A 22,883-nucleotide genomic window follows, 5' to 3' on the forward strand; every position below is an offset into this window, starting at 1 on the left:
AGTCGTGAATCAATCGTTACCCGCGCTTGATCAATCGGGTGAACCTCGATGTTACGGGCCTCAGCTCCTCGACCTTCAGCGCCATGAGCACCCCGAACGAGACCACGATCCCGACGATTCCCTGCAGGACGAGCTTGATCCAGGCATGCGGAACCGGGCTCAGCGACGAGGGCACGATCAGCCCGACGACCCACGCGGCGCCGACCCCGAGGACGCTCGCCACGACGGTGAACAGGATCACCCCGATCACCCGCTTGCTGCGGAGGTTGCCGAGCGTCACCCACAGCCACACCTGGCCGAGCATCGCGCCGATCACATACGTCAGCGCGTTGACCATCATCACGCCGAGCACGACGTTCTCCGCGTTCAGCAGCACCGGGCACAGGAACAGCAGCGGCACCTTGACGACGGTCATCACGATCATGATCAACGTCGGCGTGCGGGCGTCCTTCATCGCGTAGAAGACGCGCATCTGGAGCATCACCAGCGCGTACGGCAGCAGCGCGAACGCTGTGATCGCCAGCGCCTGGCCCATCCGCTCGGCGTCCTCGAGCCGCCCCTTGCCCATCGCGAACAGCGCGATGCCCATCGAGGTGCCGACGATCGTCATCACCGCGGAAATCGGCACGAGGGTGACCGTCGAGATCCGCGAAGCATAGGACAGGTCGCTGACCAGCTTCTTCGTGTCGCCGTCGGCGGCCGCGCGGCTCAATCGCGGCATGATCGCGGTCAGCAGCGAGACGCCGAGCACGCCGTAGGGCAGCTGGAACAGCAGCCACGCGTAGTTGTAAGCGGTGACGCCGCCCGAGGTGCCCTTGGTGAGCACGCGGGTGGTGATCGTGAGGCCGACCTGGCTGACCGCGACGTAGCCGACGACCCACAGGGCCAGCCCGCCGAACTCCTTCATCCGGCTGTCCAGGCCCCAGCGCCAGCGCGGGCGGAAGCCCGACCGCAGCAGCGGCGGGATCAGCATGAGCGCCTGCGCGGCGATGCCGCCGGTGACGCCGAGGCCCAGCGTGAGCACCTTCGGATCGGTGATCGCCGGATGGTCGGTGTCGATCGAACCCGGCATCAGCCACACCACGAGGATGGTGAAGATGACCACCAGGTTGTTGATCACCGGGGCCCACGCGGTCGGCCCGAACACGTGCTTGGCGTTCAGCATCGCCGAGACCAGCGCGAACACGCCGTAGAAGAAGATCTCCGGCAGCAGCAGGTAGGCGAACGCCGTGGTCAGGCCCGCGCTCGCGTGGCCGGACGAATCGATGTAGAGCGACGTGAACGCCGGCGCCGCGATCACCGCGATCACGGTGCCGATGAACAGCACGGTGACGCCGGTGGTCAGCAGCCGCTGCGCGTAGGCCTGCCCGTGGTCCGGGTCGTCCTGCGAACGCACCAGCAGCGGCACCACCACACTGGTGAGCACGCCGCCGAGCAGCAGTTCGAAGATGATGTTCGGCATCGTGTTCGCGACGTTGAACGAGTCGGTCGCGATCCCGGAACCGATCGCCGCGACCAGCAGCACCTTCCACAGGAAGCCGGTGATGCGGCTGATCAGCGACGCGATCGCCATCCGGCCGGACGCCTTGGCGACCGACGGACCCTCGTCCTTCGGCTGCTGCGGAGCCTCGCTCGGACGCGCGAGCGGCGCGTCCTTGATCCGCGGCATGACCTGGGTGGCCAGCGCGTCGTACGGGCGCAGCACGTCCGGGTCGGCGGTCGGCCAGCGCGAAGGAGCCGCGAGCGGGACGCCCGCGGTGCGCGGGATGAACCGGGTGGCGTCCGGGTCCCGCATCGCTTCTTCCTGCCACGGCCGGACCGGCGCGCCGGGACGCGGACCGCGGCCGCGATGCACCGGCGGCTGCGGGCCCGGCGCGTTCGCGGGCGGCGGGGTCGGCTGCGGAAGCGTGCCGCGGTTGGGCGGCTGGTTCGTCGGCGGAAGCGGTTGCGGGCCCGACGGCGGGAGTTGCTGCGGGCCCGACGGCGGACCGGACGGCCTCGGCGGGGGCGGCCTGCGCACCGGCGGCATGGCGGCCCTGGTCGGGGCCGGGCGCTGGCCGTTCGGCGGAGGCGGCGGCGGGACGCGGCGCGGCGCGCGGTCCCGTGGTTCACGGGGCTCCCGTGGTTCGCCGCCGCGCGGGTCGATCCGGCGCGGCTGAGCCCGGTCGGAAGGGGCGGGCGGACGGTCTTCGGGCAGCGGCATCCGGCGGGTGCCGTTGGGCGGCGGCTGCCTGCGGTCGGCGGGCGGCGGCGGAGGGGGCGGCTGGCGGCGCGCGTCCCGCACCGCGCGGCGAGGAGGCTGGTCGTCCCGCCTCGGCGGCGCGCCGTCCCGCCGAGGACGACCCGCACGCTCGGGCGGTTGACCCGGCTCTTTGTCCAACGCGTGCCCAATCCTCTGCGGTCGCATGGTCCCTGCCATTGTGGCAGCGCCGACCCAGGGTAATCGGGAACGGGCGCGCGCACCCGGCCCCTTCGGATGTCAGGGCGTGCCGCCTCGGCTTTCCTTGATCCGCCGGTAGATCCGCCGGGACGCCAGCAGCAACAGCGCGCAACCAGCGGCGACGGTGACGATGATGGTGATCGGGCCGTATTCGGTCGAGGTCAGCTCGAACCGGGCGGTCGCGCCGAGATCGGTGCCCGATGGGGTGGTCAACGACACATCGACCGACAGGTGCCCGGCCCGCAGCGCCTCGATCTGCACGTATCGGGTCTGCCCGCCCTTCGCCGGGAAAAGCAGGTCCTTGGCCTTCTCGGGCCGGATGCCCATGTTGTTCTTGAGCGCGATCTGTGCGGTGACGCCGACCGGCAGGTCGTTGTGCACGTACACCGGCAGCGGCGAGGACCCGGACGCGAGCGCAATCGTTTGCTTCGGCTGTTCGACGGTCACCTGGTCGCGGATCGCGGCGAGTTCGGCGGTCGCGTTCGCCGAGGCGGACGAGGACGTCCCCGACGGCCCGAACGCGGTCGAACTGCCGCGGACCAGCGCGTCGCGCACCGGCCCGACGATCGCCTTCGGCTCGACCCGGTTCCGCTGGTCTATCTGCATCGCCGACAGCAGGCCGGCGCTGTCCTGGTCGAGACTGGACAGCTGGTCGGCGACCGCGGCGCCGCCGTCCGAACGGGTGCCCGTGACCAGCGAAGCGCTGCCTTCGGGAGTGCTGCTCAGCAGGTCGGTGAGCGTCGACCCGGCCGTCACGCCCGCGGTGGTGAGCTTGCCGAGCCCGGACAGGAAGGCGTTCAGCTCGTCGGTGGTGGCGTCCCAGCGGCGCGGCGGAGCGATGAGCATCGGGCCGCCGGTCGAGCCGTCGGTACGGCCGAGCCCGGCTTCGAAGGCGATCGCGGCGAGCCCGTTCTGCGTGGAGACCGCGCGCTGCGACGCTCCGCTGAAGGTGGTCGGCGTCTGCGGGCTCGGCGCGAATCCGGTGAGACCGGTGGTGGCCATCGAGTTGGTCGGCTGCGCGCGCAGGCCGTCGGAAAGCGTGGCCGCGCCGGTGACGGTTTCGTCGTCACCGCCTGCCTTCAGCTTCGCGCTGTCGGTGAGGACGGTCTGGAAGCCGCCCGCCGAAATCGCCGCCAGTGCCTTGTCGTCCGGCGTCCCGCCCGGCCACAGCACGCCGCTTTGCGATTCGACGCCGAGCACCTGGCGGATCGTCGCGGTGCCGTTCAGCGCCGTGGTCATGAGGCTGGCGTCCGGGTTGCCGTCAGCGCCGCGGATCTTGCCCAGCGTGGTGAGGTCGGCGTCGGCGAACGGCAGCGGGATCACACAGCGGCCGGTGACCAGCGCGCGCAGCGACGCCAGCCAGTTCGACGCGGCGTCCGCGCCTTTGCCCGTCACCCCGCCGCTGACCCGGTAGCCGCCGCGCATCGCGTCCACGGTGCGCAGCAGGTCGGGATCGAGGGCGAAGCACAGCGAACCGCCGATCTTCTGGTTGTTCTCCTGTGCCGCCCGCGCCGCCGAGACCAGGGAATACAGCCGTCCGCCCGGGCCCAGCTCGTCGGCGAGCGAATCGTCGGTGAGCGTCATCGGCACGCCGAACGGCGCGGACTGGATGTGCGGCGTGCTGTCGGTGATCGGCCACAGCACGGCCAGCTTCGAATGCCGCTGCGTCGCCTGGTTGTTCGCGTGGCCCGGAGTCGACAGCACCGGCATGAGCAAGCTCACTGCGGCGAGCCGGGCCGGGCCGCCGTACTCCGGCGTGCCGTTCACGTTCACCAGCAGCGGGTACACGCCCGGTCGCAGCGCCGCGCCGCGCGGCCCGGTGAGCGGCACCGTGATGGTCAGCGGGGCGCTCTGCCCCGGCTCCAGGTCCTCGGCGAGCGGAGCGAAATCGGTGAGCGGGGTGTCCTGCACCGGGTTGCCGGCGAGCACCGAGTCCATCGCGCGCGGGCTGGCCAGCCGTTCGCCGATCTGCAGCCGGGCCATCGGCTTGACGATCCGCCGGGACCCGGTGTTGGTGACCGTCCCGGTCACCGTGATCGCCTGGTCCGAGCTGGTGATCAGGCGCGGGGCCACTTGGCCGAGGTCGAGCCGCAGCCGGGCGGGTTCCGGCGACGGATTCTCCTGCGCGCCCGCCGGCGCACCGAACAACGCGGTGGCGGCGACGATCAGCAAGGACAGCAAGAAGGCGGCGGGCCGCTTCACTCGGGTGCTCCCTCTCAGCCGCGCTCGTCGGGCGCGAAAAGTTCTGCTGCCCCGCGAACCAGCTTGCGCTCGTCCGCGTAGGCGAGGGTGGTCTCCAGCTCGGCCAGCGGGACCCAGGCGACCTCGGTCACCTCGACGTCCTCGTCCGACAGTTCGCCGCCGGTGGCCTCAAGCAGGAAATGGTGCACGGTCTTGTGCACCCGGCGCTGCTGCGCGACGAACCAGTAGTCGATGGCGCCAAGCGGGTGCAGCACGCGCGCGGAGATGCCGGTTTCCTCCTTCACCTCGCGCACCGCGGTCTGCTCCACCGTCTCCCCGTCCTCGATGTGGCCCTTCGGCAACGACCACAGCAGTCTGCCGTGTCGGTCGAGCCGCCCGATCAGCACCGCGCGTTCCCGCTCCGGGTCGACGACCAGTCCGCCCGCCGAGGTCTCGTCGACCGTGGTCAGCCGCCTGCCGCGGTGGCGCCGTCGCCGCCGGCGCGGCGTCGGCGGTCCGGCGCGACCGGCAGATCCAGACATGCTGCGATGCTAGAGCAAACGGCCGCCCGGGTACTCTGGCTCTCCGTGTCCGTGTCCGGCGGCGTCCGCGGTGGCGGCGCCATTTTCGTGGTGGGATTCGAGTGAACAACCTGGTCGCCCAGCAGAACGCGGTGACGGAACTGATGCGAGTGTCCCCGCTTGCCGACGAGCTGGCCGAGCGCTTCGCGCGCGCCGGCCACAGCTTGTACCTGGTGGGCGGCAGCGTGCGCGACGCGCTGCTCGGCAGGCTGTCGAACGATCTCGACTTCACCACGGACGCGCGCCCGGACCGGGTGCTGCAGATCGTGAGCGAGTGGGGCGACGCGGTCTGGGACGTCGGCATCGCGTTCGGCACCGTCGGCGTCACCAAGAACGGCACGACGCTCGAGATCACCACGTTCCGCGCGGACAGCTACGACCGCGTCGGCCGCAACCCCGAGGTCACCTTCGGCGACACCATCGAGGGCGATCTGCTGCGCCGCGACTTCACGGTCAACGCGATGGCGATCGACCTGGTCGGGAAGACGTTCATCGACCCGCACGACGGGATGGACGCGCTGCGGCTGAAGGTGCTCGACACCCCGGCGCTGCCGCAGGAGTCGTTCGCCGACGACCCGCTGCGGATGATGCGCGCCGCCCGGTTCTCCGCGCAGCTCGGCTTCACCGCCGCGCCGCGCGTGGTCGAGGCGATGACGTCGATGGCCGAGGAGATCGACCGGATCACCGCCGAGCGGGTCCAGACCGAGCTGTCGAAGCTGATGCTCGCCCCGGACCCGCGGCCGGGCCTGGAGCTGCTGGTCGACACCGGGCTGGCCGACCGCGTGCTGCCCGAACTGCCCGGCATGCGGCTGGCGATCGACGAGCACCACCAGCACAAGGACGTCTACCAGCATTCGCTCACCGTGCTCGCGCAGGCGATCGCGCTCGAGAAATCGCACGAGCCGACGAGCGAGCCGGACCTGGTGCTGCGGCTGGCCGCGCTGCTGCACGACATCGGCAAGCCGGCCACGCGCGAGTTCGCTCCCGGCGGCGGCGTGAGCTTCCACCACCACGAGGTGGTCGGCGCGCGAATGGCCCGCAAACGTTTGCGCGCGCTGAAGTACTCGAAGGAGATCATCGAGCAGGTCTCCCAGCTCGTGTTCCTCCACCTGCGGTTTCACGGGTACGGCGGCGGCGAGTGGACCGATTCGGCGGTCCGCCGCTACGTCACCGACGCCGGCGACCTGCTGACCCGCCTGCACAAGCTCGTCCGCGCCGATTCGACCACGCGCAACAAGCGCAAGGCGGCCGCGCTGCAGGCGACGTATGACGACCTCGAGGCCCGCATCGCGCGGATCAAGGAGCAGGAGGACCTCGACCGCGTCCGGCCGGACCTCGACGGCAACGAGATCATGCGGCTGCTCGGCCTCCCGCCCGGCCCGCAGGTCGGGCAGGCCTGGAAGTTCCTCAAGGAGCTGCGGCTGGACCGCGGTCCGCTGGAGCACGACGAGGCGGTCGCCGAGCTCAAGAAGTGGGCCAAGGCGGAGGGGCTCGGTTCGGGCGAATAGTCCCAAGAAGTGAATTCGGGATCGCGGGTTCGCCACGATCCCCCTTTGGCCTCTGGATCATCGACCGGGCAGCCGAGATACTCCCTTTCTTGAATCGAACAGGGGGATCGATGACGCGGCAGCACGACGGGAACCGGCGAAGCGCCAGCTTTCTCGTCATGTTGCTGCGTCGCGGTACGCCCGCGCTGGCGACGGCGACGACCGGGCTGACCGACGAAATCGGCGATCCGACCCCGGTGCGTGCGCTGCAGCGGATCTCGCGGATGGCCGGTCCGGTCGACGAGCGGCAGCGCGACGGACTGCTGCTGCGTGCGGCTCGGTACGTGGTGCTGGTCCCGCTCGTCTACCGGCTGCTGGTGGTGCCGGTGACGTTCGCTTCCTATGCGGTCAAGCACGGATCGGCCGGGCTGGCGTCGGTCGCGATCGTCGCGGTGTGCTCGGTGGCACTGAGTGCGTTCGGCCTGTTCTGGATGATGCGGCGAGCCCCGTTCCGCAGCGATCTCGCGGGGCGGCTGCTGCTGGTCGACCTCGTGGCCACGCTCACCTTCGAGCTGTTCATCGGCGCGACGGTGTCTCCCGCGGTGTTCCACGACGCGGTCGGTGTCGCCGACAAACACCTGCTCGGCAGCGTCGCCCTGCTCACGCTCGCCGTCGGCATCCCGTCCGGGATCGGGCTGGCGGTGCTCAGCCTGCCGGTGCGGCTGCTGTCGGATCTGCTCAACCACGGCACGTTCGATTTCGAGCAGGCCGCGTCGCTGTACCCGACGCTGTTCGGCGTCCTGTTCACCGCGGTCGGCGCGCTGGTCCTGCTCGGGCTCGGGATCCGGCTGGCGCTGGCGTACGGGATCCGCAACGGGCGGCTCGCCGAACGCGCGCGGCAGCACCGCATGCTGCACGACACGGTGTTGCAGACGCTGGAGGCGATCGCGCTCGGCGGTCCGGGCGATTCGGATCAGCGGCTGGTCGAGGTGCAGCGGCTGGCCCGCGCGCAGGCGATCGAGCTGCGGCAGACGATCGAGACCGCCGCCGCGCAGCGGGCCGAGGAGGGCGCACGGCCGCTCGGCGAGAAGCTCGCGGCGCTGGCCGCGGAGATGGCGCGCGACGGTCTGCGCGCGCAGTTGGTGATCGCGGAGCTGGACAACGACACGCTGTCCGAGGTCCGGCAAATCGCGATCCGCGACGCGGTGCGGGAAGCGATGCGCAACACGATGAAGCACGCGGAGACCGACAAAGTCGTGGTACGCGTGGAGGAACGCAACGGCGGGATCGCGGTGATCACGCGGGACCATGGCACCGGCTTCAGTCCGCAGGATCGGCCTGCCGGGTTCGGGATCAGCGAGTCGATCACCGCGCGGTTGTCCGAGGTCGGCGGGACTTCGCTGGTCGAATCGAGTCCCGGGAGCGGAACGAGGGTGACGTTGTGGGTGCCGCTGTGAGCGGGGTGGCCGGTGCGCTGGCGGCGTATCGGGACGGCGATGCCGAGCGGGCGGGTGCGCTTGCCTCGGCTTCCGGGACCCCGTTGGGCGCTGAGCTGGCGACGTATCTCGCGGACGGGTCGAGCGGTCCGGTTTATGACCGGCCCGCCGCGTTCACGGCGTTCATTCGCGGGGGCGGGAACGTCGGGTTGTACCGGCGGTTGAGCGAGGAACTGGCTGCGCGGTACGACTCCTGGCGTCCGGCCGCGTTGCTGGATCTCGGGTGCGGCGACGGGTTGGCGATCGAACCGGCGTTGGCGCGGGCCTCGTTCCGGCCGGAGCGGATCGACCTCGTGGAGCCGTCGGAGGCGCTGCTCGCGGACGTCGAAGTCGCTGGTGCGCGCCGGTTTTCGTTGACCGCGCAGGACTTTCTCGCCGGGGCTGGTTCCACGTGGAACCTCACGCAGTCGACGTTCGCGCTGCAGTCGATCGAACCTTCCGCCCGGGCCGAGGTGCTGAGCGCGTTGCGGCCGCGGACGGAACGGTTGGTGCTGGCCGAATTCGACGTGCCGGACACTGCCGACCTGGAGTCGCTCGCGCGGCGGTACGAACGCGGCGTCGCCGAATACGGCGAGCAGGCTTCCCTGGTGGCGCAAGGGTTTCTGCTGCCCGTGCTGCTCGGCGTCGCCGCCGGGAAGGCGCGGACGAACTGGGAGCATCCGGCCGCGCAGTGGACCCGGCAGCTCGAAGCCGCCGGGTTCGCCGACGTGACCGTGGAACCGCTCGCGGACTACTGGTGGTCGCCCGCCGTGCTGATCACGGCTTCACAGCCGGGATAGCGTTCCCTGCTCCAGGTGCTGCGCGATCGGCCGCGGCAGCAGGTACGCCGTCGCTCCGCCGGGCTGCTGGCCCCACGGGGTGGTGACGCCGGTCAGCACCCGGATCGTGCGCTGCACGCGGTATTCGTGCCGGTCGCGTTCGCGGTCCGGCGTCAGCGAGGTCTCGAGGAACCGCACCGAATTCGCGTGCACCAGGTTCCCGGCCTCGGGGCCGAACCGGACCACCGTCGTGCCGGCGGGCAGCGCGACGATCCGCTTGCCGCGGAAGAACGACAGCGGCGGTTCGCCGCGCATCGGCAGGATCGGCCAGTCCGCGGGCTGATCGGATTCCTCCGGGGCCTGCGGCGGCAGCATCAGCAGCGTGCCGAGGAGGAACCGGGCCGCGTCGGCGAGAGTGGCGAACGCGACCGGCTCCACCGCGGGCGGACGCGAAACCTCCCAGCGGTTTTCCGCGCGGCGCAACGTCCACACACCCTCGGCGGGCACCTCGTCCGCGCCGATCCGGTACGCCGACGACGGCACCCCGTGCTCGACGAGCCGTTGCTGCAGCAGCGCCAAGGTCTCGGCCCCGCGCAGGGCGTGGGTCTGTTCGCCGCGGGCCGCGCGGGCGAGCGAGCTGTCGTCCGGGAGATCGGCCTCGGTACGCCCCGGGCGCGGTTTGCCGAGCACGTCGGCCTCGGCGGTCGCGCGCACCAGATCGCGCACGATCGGCGGCCGGAACCCGGCGGCGCGGATGTGCTCGACCAGCTCCGGCTCCGGCGGAACGCCGTATTTGCGCAGGTAATGCGGCACGGCGGCGGGCCAGATCCAGGTGCCGTCGGTGTGGAAGGCCTGCGGCACGTCCGGCGGCGCGCCGGGCGCGAAGATGTCCGGCTGCGGGACCGGCCGGTGCAGCACGACCGGCGAGCGGAACAGGTAGTCGAGCACGCCGCGGACCTGGTCCGGCGGCACCGGCGGACGGTTCACCACGGGCCGTTCGCCCTCGTTGTGCACGTCGACCGGCCGCGCCTGGCGGAAGCCGACAGTCAGCGGCAGCCCGGCCTTGGCGCCGAGCCAGTCCGGCAGGTGCTTGTCCGGGCGCGGGAAGCGGGTCAGCTCGACGAGGTAGGACTCGCGGGCGGGCTCGCCGCCGTCGTTGGGCGGCAGCCGCCAGTCCGGCTCCTGGTCGGCGTCGAAGTCGAAATCGAACTGCGAATCGGCGTCGAGCGTGAAGGTGCCTTGGAACCAGGTGCCGCTTTCCGGCTGGTACATCGACGCGCGCAGCTGGGTGAACAGCGTGCTCAGCTGCGGCGTGCCGGGCAGCGACACCGAAACCGGGCCGTTCTCGTCGCCGACCGCGCGGACCTCCAGCTCGGAGTAGTCGCCGACCTGCCGGAACTGCGCCGCGACCCGCGACCACCCACCGGGCACCTGGCGCAGCGTGCGGCCGATCCCGCGCAGGATCCGCGTCTGGTCGCCGCCCTCGGTCTCGGCCTTCGGCTCGCCGTAGTCGTGCCGGGTCAGCCACAGCCCGGTGAGCTGCTTGCCCGGGACGGTCACCGAGAAATCGGTGAGCCCGAGCTGCGCCGCGCGCGCCGGATCGTGCCGCGTCCAGCGCAAGGTCAGATTCGCCTGGTCGCCCGGCGCGACCTCGAACAGCTCGTCGTCGTATTCGACATAGGTGCGCAGGTCGAACGTCGCGGGCACCTCGTTCGCGAGTACGACTCTGGCCGGCTTGCCCTCGTGCTCGCGGTCGAAGCCCTCGGGCGCTTCCTCGTCACCGATGACGGTCAGCAGCAGCGTGCCGTCGGTGGTGGAGCGTTGTGCCGCGAAAGTGCGATCGTCGAGCGTCGCGTACAGGCCGTCTGGGCGTTCTCCCGATTCCACCCGGTACCGCACGTCTGGTTCCTCCCCGAAGTCCCCCGTGTAGCCGCAACGAACCTATCTGACCGTGTCACGACCCGACCATCGGTCACCGGAGACGGGAGAATATGCGCCCACAAATACCTGCTCGGGTGACCGATCAGTGCCGTGGGTAGCGCTGAACCCAGGCGTCGCCGAGTGCGTTCCGAGCCGAATGGCGGTCGAAATGCCACAGCGCGTCGGTCGCCACCTGTTCGATCAGGTGGTGCAGTTCAAGCTGCTCGACCCACTTTCGGGGCAGTCCGGGAACGCCCACCCGCGCGCCGAGCAGCGCACCGGTCAACGCGCCGCTGAGCGCGCTGCGGCCGGAATGGTTCACCGCGCGCAGCATCGCCTGCTCCGGGTAGTTCTCGAACCCGGACAGCGCGGCGAACGAACGGCCGAGGACGGACAGCGTGCTGTGCCCGTCGCCGATCAGCTCCGGCATCCGCAGGTCCGGCAGGCCGTGCTCGCCGAAGAACGGCACCGCCTCGGCGACCAGATCGCGCACCGGACCCCACTCCGGACCGTCGTGCTCGTCGAGGACTTCGCGGGACAGATTCCACACCGGATAGCTGAACGAATCTTTCGTGAGCGCCTTTTCGAACACCCAGGCCAGGTAAGTAGAGGCAGCCACGTCGTCCGGCTGGTGCGTCACGCCGGCCAGATCGCGCACGACCTGGCCGATGCCGCCGCTGAACCCGGTGCCCGGACCGGCCGCGGTCAGCACCGCGGGCAGCGCGCCGACCAGCGCGGCCGGGCCCGACAGCGGCGCGGCTTGCGGATCGCCGGTGACCAGCGCGTGGTACGCGTTGAGCTCGGCGTCGTCGATGGCGCGGCGGGCGTGCAGTTCGGGCACCTTGACCAGGAAACCGTCGGCGTTCTGGATCGCCGCGCCCTGTGTGTGCAGCCAGCGGCCGAGCGCGCCGCGGACCACGCTGGGGAACAGCTTCTCGACGTCGCGCGACTCCGGCTGTTCGCGGTGCGGGCTGCGGATCACCGCTTCGGTGAGGAAAAGCAGCCGCTGCGTCATCGAGCCGATCCGGCCCGGCTGGTCGAACGCGAGCGGCAGTTCGCGGACGCCGTCCGGACCGTAGGTCGAGACGATCTCGTCCAGCCGCATCCGGTCGACGGCCGACCCGAGCGCCTCGCCGAGCGCGAACCCGACCCACGCGCCGACGACCCGCTGCCAGCCGTAGCGGAAGTTCTCCAGGCTCGTCTCGGGGTACTTGCCGAAGGTGTCGAGCCTCGGGACGACCCGGCCGTCGTTGTCCCAGGACGGCACGAGACCGTTGGCGCGCAGGTCGTTCGGCCGTGAGCGGCTCGGTTCCGGCTGTTCGAACCGGCGCAGCCACGACCGGCCGAGGACGGTCTTGCGGCATTCGTCGGCGGTCAGCTCGAAACCGTGCCGCCGTGCGCGTTCCGCGGCCGCCTTCGGCACGTCGACCGGCTTCTCCAGCCCGATCCGGGCAGCGGTTTCGACGGCGAACTTCTCCAGGTTTTCTTCGATCTCCGGGCAGCGGCCGTTCTCGTCGACCCGCGGCTCGTGCCGCGGGAACCGCTTCGCGATCGTGGTCAGCTCGGCGCCCGCGACGTCCTCGAACGTCGCCGGCCCGCCGTTGATCACCAGGTTCGGCGGGTGCTCGAACTCGGCGAGCGTCGCCAGATCGACGCGCCACCAGGCGTGCTCGCGGGAGGGCAGATGCCGGGTCGAGCTGAAGACACGCAGCTCGTTGCGTTCCTCGGAGAAGTAGAAGCGGTCGGTCGCGCCGGTTTTGAGGTCGAACGGCACGAAGACCTCGCAGCGCAGCAGGCCGATCAGCAGCTGTTCGCGCGAGAGCCAGCCGACGCTCGCGAAGGCGAGGAGGGTTTCCAGCGGGTTTTCCGGCTTCGGGTAGCCGCGGCGGATCGGACCGGCCTTGTACTCCGGGTTCTCGCGTTCGTCACCGGTCTGGTGGCCGTCGTTGTCGACCTTCACCCAGCCCGCGACCGCGGGAAGCGGCACGCCGAGCTCGCCGAGCCCGGCCTTCGCGTACTCCGGGTCGACGACCTCGCGCCAGCTCTCCTGGCCCGGGTACGCGACCGGGGTGCTGAGCCCGCCCGGATGCGGATGCGCCTGGCGCAGCTCGCCGTCCGGCTCGCGCACGAGCACCGACGGAGCGGGGAAGAGTTCCTTGTCCGGACGGCCGTCGTCGAGGAACGCGACGGTGTTGTAGGGGATCGACCAGCCTTCGGGGACCCGCAGCACGCGGTCGTGGTCGACCCGGAGGCCGCCCGGCCCGGAGACCTCGGGGCCGTGCACGGCGCGCAACCACTTCCCGACCTTGTCTACCGCTTCCGCCGCTTCCACCTACTCGATCCTCTCCAGGCTTCCGTCGGACTCGTGCTCCGCGATCGGCTTGGGCAAGACGTACGCCACCGCGCCGCCGGGAAGGTTCGCCCAGGGCACCGTCACCCCGATGATCACGTGGAGTGATCTTCGGAGGCGAAAAGTGCTGGTCATGCGCTCCCGTTCGAGTGGCAGGGACGTCGTCGCGAACCGTACCGCCTGGTGGTGGACCAGGTTGCCGGGTTCTTCGCCGAATCGCAGGACGACGGTACCTTCCGCCAACCGAGTGAGTCTCTTGTTCCGCAGCAGCGTGAGGGGAGGGTCACCCGGCACGGGCTGGACCGGCCAGTCGGCGACCTCCCGCGCGGTTTCCAGCGGAGTTTCGCGGCCGCCGGTCGCGCGGGCGGGATGCAGCAGCAGTGCGCCGAGCAGCTGCTGAGCGGCGTCTTCGAGGCGGGCGAAGGTCTGTTCGCGACCGTCCGGCGCGACCACTGCCCAATCGGCTTTGCCCTGGTAGAGGCTCCATTTTCCGGCTTCCCGGCCGCCGAGGCAGCGGACGTCGCGCCAGATGCCGAAGGAATCGAGCCGGTGGCCGAGGTGGGCCAGGAGTTCGGCGTCGGACAGGACCGGGTCCGGGTTGGTCTCCCGCTCGGCCGCGATGTCGCCCGCGGTCCGCTGGACGTCGTCCGGGGTCGGTCGCGGACGGGGCTTCCCGGCCAGGTCGGCTTCCGCTGTGCGGCGCACCAGGTGCTCGACGTACGGCGGGTGAAAGCCCAGGTCACGGATGTGCTGGAGGAGTTCCGGCTCGGGCGCTGTGCCGTGTTCTCTTAAGCGCTCGGCCACCTCGACCGGCCAGATCCAGGTGCCGTCGGTGCGGTGTTTTTCGCCGACCTCAGCCTCGCGTTCGAGGTACCGAAGCACGAGCGGCAGCTCTTCCTCCGACAGCGGTTCGCCGGCTCCGGCTGCGGCGCGCCGGAACTTGACGCCGAGCGGGAGTCCGACGTGCAGCCGCCACCAGTCGGGAAGGTGCTCGTCGTCGCGGGGGAAGGTGGTGAGTTCGGCGAGGTAGGCGGTCGAATCGGGCGGCGTGGTCCACGGGGGTTCGCCGTCGGTGAAGTACTCGAAGTCGAACGCGCCGTCCGGGGTGAGCACGTAGCGCGCCTGAACCCAGGTGCCGCGCCCCTCCTGATACATCTCAGCCCGCAACGCGGTGAGCCGCTGGACGACGTCTGTGCTGGCGACGGTATTGCGCGCCTGCACCTCGAAATGGTCGCCGAGCTGGGCGAACCCGATACCGGCCGCCGCGTCCGGATCGGCCCGGTGCGCCTTGATCAGCCGACCGAGCTCGACGAGCGCCTGCTGACCGGTACTCGTTGGTTCCACGTGAATCATTTCGTCCGGAGCGGACGACATCAGGACCCGCGACGGCGGTTCTGCGGAACGGTTCCGCGCGGACGGACGCGGCGCGGAGTCGGCCGCGGGGCAGGCATCGAGGACGTGTGCTGCGGTTCGGGTGCGTCGGCCAGGTGCTGCACGAGCGCCTGGACGGTCAACGCGAGCTGCGCGGGCGTTGTCCGCTCGAAGGCGTCCGGGGCGAATTCGAGCCGGCCGAGCGTGCCGGCCGGCCCGGCGGTCGCGCGGACGAGCCCGTCGGGCGAGGTCAGGACAGCTGGAGCGGCGTCGAGACGGGCACGGTCGTCGCCGATGGTGCTCACGGTGGCCCCTCGTGTCGGTTGCGCGTGCCGAGATTAACTCGACCGGGTCACAAGTCACCCTAATGCCAGACGGTGAGTTACTACCCCCGTTTGGCTTCAACGGTTTGCGGCAGCGAATCGCCGCGGCGTCGGCGGGCCAGCAGATATCCGGCCCCGCCCAGCAGATAGAGCACGGTCGCGACGACCATCAGCTCCGGCGAGTACCCGTTGTCCTTGACGAACGCCGCCGCGATCGAGACCGCGACTACCTGGGTGATGTTGAACAGCGTGTCGTAGAGGGCGAAGACGCGCCCGCGAGCCTCGTCTGCGACGTCCAGCTGTACCGAGGAATCGACAGACAGCTTCAGCACCTGGCCGGTCCCCATGATCAGGAACGACGCGACCACCGCCAACGGCAGCAACATCGGCAACCCGAGCGCGGCCTGCGTGACCGCCGAGATGAGCAGCGACCCGAGAACCGTCCGAAGCCGCCCGACCGACCGGATCAGCCTCGCCGTCACCAGACCCGCGACGAGAATTCCTGCCCCCGCACACGCGACCAGCTGCCCAAGCCCAGGCAGTCCCGCGCGGAAAACCCCGTCGTCAGTGAAGTAATTGCGCATCAGCAACACGCTGACCAGCAACGAAATCCCGTACGCGGCGCGATGCGCGAACAACGCGACGAACCCAGCCGTGACACTGGGCGCCCGCCACGCGTGCCGGGCACCGTCCGCGAGCCCCCGCGCAACCGCCACCACGGGATTAGGCGGCTCGTCCACGACCGTCGGCCCCAACACTCCCTTCGCGAACCGACGCGCGAGAAAGGCCGACAACAACGCCCCGACCGCCGCGAACGCCGTGGTCTCCGCCGACCCGACGTCGCCAGACCCGAACACCGCGCGCAACCCAATCGCGCACCCGCCCCCGACGACCGCGATCGCCGACCCGAGCGTCGCCGCCACCGCGTTCGCGGAAACGACTGCCTTGGGCTCCACGATGTGCGGCAACGCAGCCGACAACCCAGACCCGATGAACCGGCTGACCCCCTCGGCGAGCAACGCGAGCGAAAACAACCCGATCCCGCCGACCCCGGCCCCCACCGCGAAGACCGACGCCACGATCGCCAGAGCCCGCACGAGATTCGCGAACACGAGCACCCGCCGCCGGTCCCACCGATCGAGCAACGCCCCCGCGAACGGCCCCACCAGCGAATACGGGAGCAGCAGGGCCGCAAACCCCTCCGCGATGGCCAACGGATCCGTCGCCCGCTCCGGATTGAACAAAACGGCCCCAGCCAACCCGGCCCGGAAAACGCCGTCCCCCCACTGCGCCGCGAACCGCGTGCACAGCAACCGCCGAAACAACGGATCCCGAACCAATTGCCAACCCAGCCGCCGCTCCCCCACCTTCACCCCGCAACCCTACCGAGACCCCCCGACAAAACCCGAAAAATGAGACACCCCAACCACTCCCCACCCCGCGGGGCGGGGAGGGAACGGCCCGCCAAGCCAGCCAGAGAAGAGAACGGCCGAGCAACACGCGGAGAACACGGAGACCAAGCAGCCCGACGCAACAGCCCGATGAGAAACGCCCGCCGACAAACCCAGACCAACGCCGCACCCCGAGACCACCGCCCGCCGAGCCGAGAACGTTCGACAGAAAGACCACCGAGCTCAGCCCAACGACCCCACAACGCGCGCCCCGCAGACACCGCAAACCGGAGTCGCGGGCGAGTAAAGAACAGACGGCGCGAACTGCCCGGAAGCTGCACCGCAAACCGAAGGCGCACCAAGCGCGCACCCCACGAATCAGAGCCTGGCCACCGACGAACGAAGACAGCGCACCAAGAACAGAACGACACTCGCGCACCCGGAGCGCGCGGCTCCCAAACAGAACAAAAGCTCACGGCAGAAGAGCAAGGATCGAGCAACAAAGCCCGCCCAGCCCAGCCCAGCCGAGCCGCAGCCCCCGCATCACCGGCCGGACCAAGTTCTGGGGGCACCGGCCGGACCGAAGTCCCTGCAGCACCAGCCGGACCGAACTCTGGGGCACTGGCCGGACCAAGCTCTGCGGCTACCAAACGGACCGAGCTTGGGGGCACCGGCCGGACCGAGCCCCTGCAGCACCGAACGGACCGAGTTCTGCGGGCACCGGGAGGGACCGAGCTCTGCGGCCACCGGACGGACCGAGTTCTGCGGGCACCGGACGATCCGAGCTCTGCGGCCATCAAACGAACCGAGCCCTGCGAGCACCAAACGCTCCAGCACTCCCAACAGAAAACAGCACAAAAGCCAACAAACCTTCAGCGATCCACCCCACCGCCAACAACCCGGCCAAAACCCCAACCGCACCCCTCAACGAAACCCAGCCACCCCGGAAGCCAAAGGGGGGCCCCGCCCCCGACCACCCCGAAAACCGCACCGAAGGCACCGCGGGGGTCCGGGGGCTCGGCCCCCGGGTACTCGGCGCCGGTGGCGAAGGGAAGGTGCGAAGCACCGAACAGGAGGAGAGAACACCGGCGCACTCGTTTCGCCTCTCGGCGGCTTGGCGCAGTGCGGCTCCGGCCGGACCGGTATTCCACAAAGGCGGTTCTTCAGTGAGCCCGGGGGACACGAGTGCGCCGGCTCATTGTTCTCAACGGGGCGCGTGGTGCTGGTGTTCCCGTGCCGGGAGGATTTCCCGTGGCGGGTGATGGGATCATGGGTGGCGTGCCAGCGGACGCCGAGGTTGAACCGGGAACGCTCCTGGTCGCCGCACCCACGATGTTCGACCCGAACTTCAAGCGGACCGTGGTGTTCGTGATCGATCATCGGGCGGAGGGCACGCTCGGGGTGGTCTTGAACCGGCCGTCTGATGTTCCGGTGAATGACGTCCTGCCGGGGTGGGGCGCGCATGTCGCCGAACCTCAGTCGGTCTTCGTCGGCGGGCCGGTCGACAAGAAGACCGCGCTTTGTCTCGCCGCGTTGCGGACTGGGGAGTCCGCTTCCAGCGTTCCGGGCGTGGTCGCGGTGCGGGGGCCGGTCGCGCTCGTCGACCTGGACAGCGATCCCGAAGTCCTGGTGCCCAAGGTTCGCGGTGTGCGGGTGTTCGCGGGCTACGCCGGGTGGGATTCAGGGCAGCTCGCGGGCGAGATCGAGCGCGAGGACTGGGTGATCGTTCCCGCCTTGCCCAGCGACATTCTCGCGCCGCCCAGCCGTGATCTGTGGGGGCAGGTGCTGCGCCGCCAGGGGGTGCCGCTCGCGTTGCTGGCCACCCACCCCGGCGATTTGCAGCGGAATTAGGCCTCGCTGGACTTCTGCAGGACTCCGCAGCCGCCCGCGCCGCACGCGCAGCCGCTGCAGCCAGCGGGAACCGGCGACGGGGCGGGCACGGTCAGGGCGGCTCGGGCGCCCATGCGGGCTCCGGCGACCACCATGACCAGCAAACCAAGCAGCCCGACGATCGCGGCGGCCACCAGGCCGGCCGTGGCGGGGATGGCGAGGCCGGCGAGTCCGCAGACGACCGCGGCCGCGCCGCCGGCCAGGGTCGGGATTCCGGCGACCCGGTTGGCGAGCTTGAAGGCCTCTTCGCTGCGCATCGAGGCTTCGGTCCGGACTCCGGCACCGCCTGCTCGGGTCAGCCGTCCGCGCACGCCGAGGAAGCCACCCCAGCCGACGACGACACCAAGGACGATCGGGACGAGCGCGATAGCGAACACCTCTTGAGGATAAGCGTGACCTCGCGGCCATGTCCCGGATACCCTCGTCGGCTGTGCTACGGGCCATGTCTTCGTCCACGCGACACCGGCTGCTCGCCGCCGCCGGGATCGTCACGCTGTCCTTGCTCATTCCAGGAACCGCCGAAGCCGCGCCGCGGCCGGTCCGGCTGCTCGGCGAGCAGCGGGTGCCGCATAACCTGCAGTTCCAGGGCACCACGGTCGGCGGATTGTCGTCGATCGACTTCGATCCGCGCACCGGCGGTTACGTCTTCATCAGCGACGACCGGTCCGCGATCAACCCGGCCCGCTTCTACACCGCGAAGTTCGACGTCAGCGCGAAGGGCGTGGGGCCGGTCACCTTCACCGGCACGCATCCGCTGCTGCGCCCCGACGGCACGCCGTACCCGCCGCTCGCGAAGAACGATCCGGCCGCTCCGCAGAACGAGCAGACGATCGACCCCGAGGAGTTGCGCGTCGACCCGTGGACCGGGCATTACACCTGGTCGCAGGAAGGCGACCGGCTCGCTGATCAGCACCTGATCCAGCCGTCGATCCGCGAGGCCGCCCGCGACGGGCACTACGTCCGTGACCTGCCGCTGCCCGCCAACGAGCGGATGACGCCGGACGCCGGTCCGCGCCGGAACTACGTTCTCGAAGGCCTCGCCTACACCGGGTTCGGCACCCTGCTGGCCAGCGAGGTCGAGGCCCCGCTGCTGCAGGACGGCCCGCCGCCCACGCCGACGTCGGGCGCGTTGTCGCGGATCACCCTGCAGAGCCGGTTCGGGCACGTGCTGGCGCAGTACGCGTACCCGCAGGAGAAGCTCTTCGCCGAGCCGAAGCCCGCGACCGGGTTCGCCGACACCGGGGTGTCCTCGATGCTCGCGGTGAACCAGGCCGATCCGACGAAATTCCTGATGATGGAGCGGTCCTTCGTCACCGGCGTCGGCAACAAGGTGCGCATCTTCGAGATCGACACCACCGGCGCGACGAACGTCCTGAACACCCCGTCGCTGACCGCGGCGAAGCACGTGAAGCCGGTGAAGAAGCGGTTGCTCGCCGACCTTTCCGATCTCCCGCTGTCCACTGTGGACAACATCGAGGGGATGACCTGGGGTCCGGCGCTGCCGTCCGGGGAGCGCAGTCTCCTGCTCGTGAGCGACAACAACTTCTCCGCGTCCCAGGTGACCCAGGTCGTCGCTTTGGCGGTCCCGTCGGAACGGCTTTGACCAGCGCGTTACGATGAGTGCATGAACACGGCTCGGCTGCTCCTTGGCCTGCCGCGCTGACCTGGTCCGATGACCGGCTCGGCGCGGCGACCCCTCATGCCTTCTGGCTTGGGGGGTCGAGTTGTTTCTGGGAGTGGCTCGACACGGAGGAAGACGGCGATGACAGGGTCTGACGAGGCCACCGGGGCCGCGGCGAAGAGTGCCGCGGACGCTGAGCACGCCCCGCCGTTCCGCTACACCGCGGAGCTGGCCGGGCAGATCGAGCAGCGCTGGCAGGACCACTGGTCCGACCACGGCACCTACCACGCGCCGAACCCGGTCGGCCCGCTCGCCGAAGCGGGCGAGCCGGTGCCCTCGGACAAGCTGTTCGTGCAGGACATGTTCCCGTACCCGTCCGGCTCCGGCCTGCACGTCGGGCACCCGCTGGGCTACATCGGCACCGACGTCTACGCGCGCTACCACCGGATGATCGGCCGGAACGTGCTGCACACGCTGGGTTACGACGCGTTCGGCCTGCCCGCCGAGCAGTACGCGGTGCAGACCGGCACGCACCCGCGCACCACGACCGAGCAGAACATCGCCACGATGCGCCGCCAGCTGAAGCGGCTGGGCCTGGGCCACGACGAGCGCCGGTCGATCGAGACGATCGACCCGGACTACTACAAGTGGACCCAGTGGATCTTCCTGCAGATCTTCAACTCCTACTACGACGAGGACGCCCGCAAGGCGCGGCCGATCGAGGAGCTGGAGAAGGCGTACGCCGCGGGTGAGCGCGCGACGCCGGACGGCCGTCCGTGGGTCGAGCTGAGCACTGTCGAGCAGCGCAAGATCATCGACGACCACCGGCTGGTCTACATCTCCGAGGCCCCGGTGAACTGGGCCCCGGGCCTGGGCACCGTCGTCGCGAACGAGGAGGTGACCGCGGACGGCCGCAGCGACCGCGGCAACTTCCCGGTGTTCCGCAAGAGCCTGCGCCAGTGGATGATGCGGATTACCGCGTACGCCGACCGCCTGGTCGACGACCTGGACCTGCTGGACTGGCCGGACAAGGTCAAGTCCATGCAGCGCAACTGGGTCGGCCGCTCGCAGGGCGCGCGGGTCTCCTTCGCCGCGGGCTCGCCCGAAAAAACTGAGAAGATCGAGGTCTTCACGACCCGTCCGGACACCCTGTTCGGCGCCACCTACATGGTGATCGCGCCGGAACACCCGCTGGTCGAGAAGCTGACCGCGGCGCAGTGGCCGGGCGAGCACCCGGAAAGCTGGACCGGCGGCGCGAAGACGCCGGCCGAGGCCATCGCCGCCTACCGGGCCGCCGCCTCCCGCAAGTCCGATCTGGACCGGCAGGAGAACAAGGAGAAGACCGGAGTCTTCACCGGCACCTACGCGGTGAACCCGGTCAACGGCAAGGAAATCCCGGTCTTCGTCGGCGATTACGTGCTGATGGGCTACGGCACCGGCGCGATCATGGCGGTGCCCGCACAGGACCAGCGCGACTACGACTTCGCGAAGAAGTTCGAGCTGGAGATCGTCCGCACGGTCGACCCGGGCGAGGGCTTCGAGGGCGAGGCGTTCACCGGCGACGGCCCGGCGATCAACTCCGCCAACGACACCGTCGACCTGAACGGCATGGGCGTCGCCGACGCCAAGAAGACGATCATCGCCTGGCTGGAGGACCGCGGCGCGGGCGAGGGCACCGTGCAGTACAAGCTGCGCGACTGGCTGTTCGCCCGCCAGCGCTACTGGGGCGAGCCGTTCCCGATCGTCTACGACGAGAACAACCTGCCGATCGCCCTGCCCGAGGACCAGCTGCCGGTCGTCCTGCCGGACATCGACGACTACAAGCCGAGGACCTTCGACCCGGACGACGCCGACTCCGAGCCGTCGCCGCCGCTGTCGCGCGCGACCGACTGGGTCGAGGTCACCCTGGACCTGGGCGACGGGCCGAAGAAGTACCGCCGCGACACCAACGTCATGCCGCAGTGGGCCGGTTCCTGCTGGTACCAGCTGCGCTACGTCGACCCGACGAGCCAGGACGTGTTCTGCGCGCCGGAGAACGAGGCGTACTGGCTGGGCCCGCGTCCGGCCGAGCACGGCGGGGACGACCCGGGCGGCGTCGACCTGTACGTCGGCGGCGTCGAGCACGCGGTGCTGCACCTGCTGTACTCGCGGTTCTGGCACAAGGTGCTGTACGACTTGGGCCACGTCTCCTCGAAGGAGCCGTACCGCCGGCTGTTCAACCAGGGCTACATCGAGGCGTTCGCCTACACCGACAAGCGCGGTGTGTACGTGCCTGCTGAGGACGTCGTCGAGCGCGACGGCAAGTTCTTCTTCGGCGACGAAGAGGTCAAGCAGGAATACGGCAAGATGGGCAAGAGCCTGAAGAACGCCGTGACGCCGGACGAAATGTCGGACACCTACGGCGCGGACACCTTCCGCCTGTACGAGATGTCGATGGGCCCGCTGGACATGTCGCGGCCGTGGGCGACCAAGGACGTCGTCGGCGCGCACCGGTTCCTGCAGCGGCTGTGGCGGCTGCTGGTCGACGAACAGACCGGCGAGCTGCGGGTCTCGGCGGACGAGGCGACCGAGGCGGACCGGAAACTGGTGCACCGCACCATCGCCGGGGTTCGCGAGGACTACGCGGAGATGCGGTTCAACACCGCCGGCGCGAAGCTGATCGAGCTGAACAACCACCTGACCAAGGCGTACGGCTCGGCCGCGGGAACCCCGCGCGAGGTGGCCGAACCGCTGGTGCTGCTGCTGGCTCCGCTGGCCCCGCACGTGGCCGAGGAGCTGTGGCACCGGATGGGCCACGCGGACTCGCTGGTGCACGGGCCGTTCCCGGTCGTGGACGAGAAGTACCTGGTCGAGGACTCGGTCGAGTACCCGATCCAGGTCAACGGCAAGGTCCGTTCGCGGATCACCGTGCCCGCGGACGCGAAGAACGACGCGGTGCAGGCGACCGCGCTGGCGGACGAGAAGATCGCCGCGCTGGTCGGCGACAAGACGCCGCGCAAGGTGATCGTGGTGCCGGGCCGGTTGGTCAACATCGTGCTCTGAAAAAGCTCGTTCCGGCCCGGGAGCCGATCCCG

The 22,883-nt window shown here is 70.2% G+C and carries 15 protein-coding genes; 6 read left to right on the top strand and 9 right to left on the bottom strand.

Annotated elements, in window-relative coordinates:
* Nucleotides 1-16: 16 nt before the first annotated feature.
* From murJ to ACFORO_RS00500, 3 genes are all read right to left on the bottom strand, one after another.
* Nucleotides 17-1,795 (bottom strand): murein biosynthesis integral membrane protein MurJ, encoded by a 1,779-nt coding sequence (gene murJ / locus ACFORO_RS00490; RefSeq protein ID WP_377872914.1) that lies wholly within the window; start codon nucleotides 1,793-1,795, stop codon nucleotides 17-19.
* 684 nt (nucleotides 1,796-2,479) lie between these two features.
* Nucleotides 2,480-4,642, bottom strand: coding sequence for a DUF6049 family protein (locus ACFORO_RS00495; RefSeq protein WP_377872851.1), 2,163 nt, complete (start codon nucleotides 4,640-4,642; stop codon nucleotides 2,480-2,482).
* Nucleotides 4,643-4,656: 14 nt separating this feature from the next.
* Nucleotides 4,657-5,163 carry an NUDIX hydrolase gene (locus tag ACFORO_RS00500; protein ID WP_354735864.1) on the bottom strand — a complete coding sequence of 169 codons (507 nt, stop codon included), beginning with the start codon at nucleotides 5,161-5,163 and terminating at the stop codon, nucleotides 4,657-4,659.
* Nucleotides 5,164-5,264: 101 nt separating this feature from the next.
* Between ACFORO_RS00500 and ACFORO_RS00505 the strand changes: the two genes are divergently transcribed.
* The 3 genes from ACFORO_RS00505 (at nucleotide 5,265) to ACFORO_RS00515 (ending at nucleotide 8,964) form a co-directional block, all read left to right on the top strand.
* Complete coding sequence (locus tag ACFORO_RS00505; protein WP_354735862.1) at nucleotides 5,265-6,710, top strand: CCA tRNA nucleotidyltransferase; 1,446 nt, start codon at nucleotides 5,265-5,267, stop codon at nucleotides 6,708-6,710.
* A 110-nt stretch (nucleotides 6,711-6,820) separates the two neighbouring features.
* Complete coding sequence (locus tag ACFORO_RS00510) at nucleotides 6,821-8,146, top strand: sensor histidine kinase (protein ID WP_377872850.1); 1,326 nt, start codon at nucleotides 6,821-6,823, stop codon at nucleotides 8,144-8,146.
* Nucleotides 8,131-8,964: a class I SAM-dependent methyltransferase gene (locus ACFORO_RS00515; RefSeq protein WP_377872849.1), complete on the top strand. Its 834-nt coding sequence runs from the start codon at nucleotides 8,131-8,133 to the stop codon at nucleotides 8,962-8,964. The genes ACFORO_RS00510 and ACFORO_RS00515 overlap by 16 nt, the downstream gene beginning before the upstream one ends.
* Here the strand turns inward: ACFORO_RS00515 and ACFORO_RS00520 are convergent.
* From ACFORO_RS00520 to ACFORO_RS00540, 5 genes are all read right to left on the bottom strand, one after another.
* Nucleotides 8,950-10,842, bottom strand: coding sequence for a TNT domain-containing protein (locus tag ACFORO_RS00520; protein WP_377872848.1), 1,893 nt, complete (start codon nucleotides 10,840-10,842; stop codon nucleotides 8,950-8,952). The genes ACFORO_RS00515 and ACFORO_RS00520 overlap by 15 nt on opposite strands.
* 124 nt (nucleotides 10,843-10,966) lie before the next feature.
* A complete protein-coding gene (locus ACFORO_RS00525) occupies nucleotides 10,967-13,195 on the bottom strand; it encodes an ADP-ribosylglycohydrolase family protein (RefSeq protein ID WP_354735855.1) in 2,229 nt (742 codons plus the stop codon).
* On the bottom strand, nucleotides 13,196-14,566 hold the full coding sequence (locus tag ACFORO_RS00530; RefSeq protein WP_377872847.1) for a TNT domain-containing protein: 1,371 nt from the start codon (nucleotides 14,564-14,566) through the stop codon (nucleotides 13,196-13,198). It abuts the gene before it with no gap.
* Nucleotides 14,567-14,586: 20 nt separating this feature from the next.
* Nucleotides 14,587-14,889 (bottom strand): hypothetical protein, encoded by a 303-nt coding sequence (locus ACFORO_RS00535; protein WP_370932785.1) that lies wholly within the window; start codon nucleotides 14,887-14,889, stop codon nucleotides 14,587-14,589.
* 80 nt (nucleotides 14,890-14,969) lie between these two features.
* The gene (locus tag ACFORO_RS00540) at nucleotides 14,970-16,280 is read right to left on the bottom strand and encodes an MFS transporter (RefSeq protein ID WP_354735849.1); all 1,311 of its coding nucleotides are present in this window, start codon (nucleotides 16,278-16,280) and stop codon (nucleotides 14,970-14,972) included.
* A 1,287-nt stretch (nucleotides 16,281-17,567) separates the two neighbouring features.
* Between ACFORO_RS00540 and ACFORO_RS00545 the strand changes: the two genes are divergently transcribed.
* Nucleotides 17,568-18,149, top strand: coding sequence for a YqgE/AlgH family protein (locus tag ACFORO_RS00545; protein WP_354735848.1), 582 nt, complete (start codon nucleotides 17,568-17,570; stop codon nucleotides 18,147-18,149).
* Here ACFORO_RS00545 and ACFORO_RS00550 read toward each other — a convergent pair.
* The gene (locus tag ACFORO_RS00550; RefSeq protein ID WP_377872846.1) at nucleotides 18,146-18,565 is read right to left on the bottom strand and encodes an SdpI family protein; all 420 of its coding nucleotides are present in this window, start codon (nucleotides 18,563-18,565) and stop codon (nucleotides 18,146-18,148) included. The two genes, ACFORO_RS00545 and ACFORO_RS00550, sit on opposite strands and share 4 nt — an antisense overlap.
* Nucleotides 18,566-18,630: 65 nt before the next feature.
* Between ACFORO_RS00550 and ACFORO_RS00555 the strand changes: the two genes are divergently transcribed.
* Entirely contained in the window at nucleotides 18,631-19,791 is a 1,161-nt protein-coding gene (locus tag ACFORO_RS00555) for an esterase-like activity of phytase family protein (protein WP_377872845.1), read from the top strand.
* A gap of 159 nt (nucleotides 19,792-19,950) precedes the next feature.
* The gene (leuS, locus tag ACFORO_RS00560) at nucleotides 19,951-22,851 is read left to right on the top strand and encodes a leucine--tRNA ligase (RefSeq protein ID WP_377872844.1); all 2,901 of its coding nucleotides are present in this window, start codon (nucleotides 19,951-19,953) and stop codon (nucleotides 22,849-22,851) included.
* The last annotated feature ends 32 nt before the right edge of the window (nucleotides 22,852-22,883 follow it).

This window comes from Amycolatopsis halotolerans (assembly GCF_042647905.1).
Classification (GTDB): domain Bacteria; phylum Actinomycetota; class Actinomycetes; order Mycobacteriales; family Pseudonocardiaceae; genus Amycolatopsis; species Amycolatopsis halotolerans.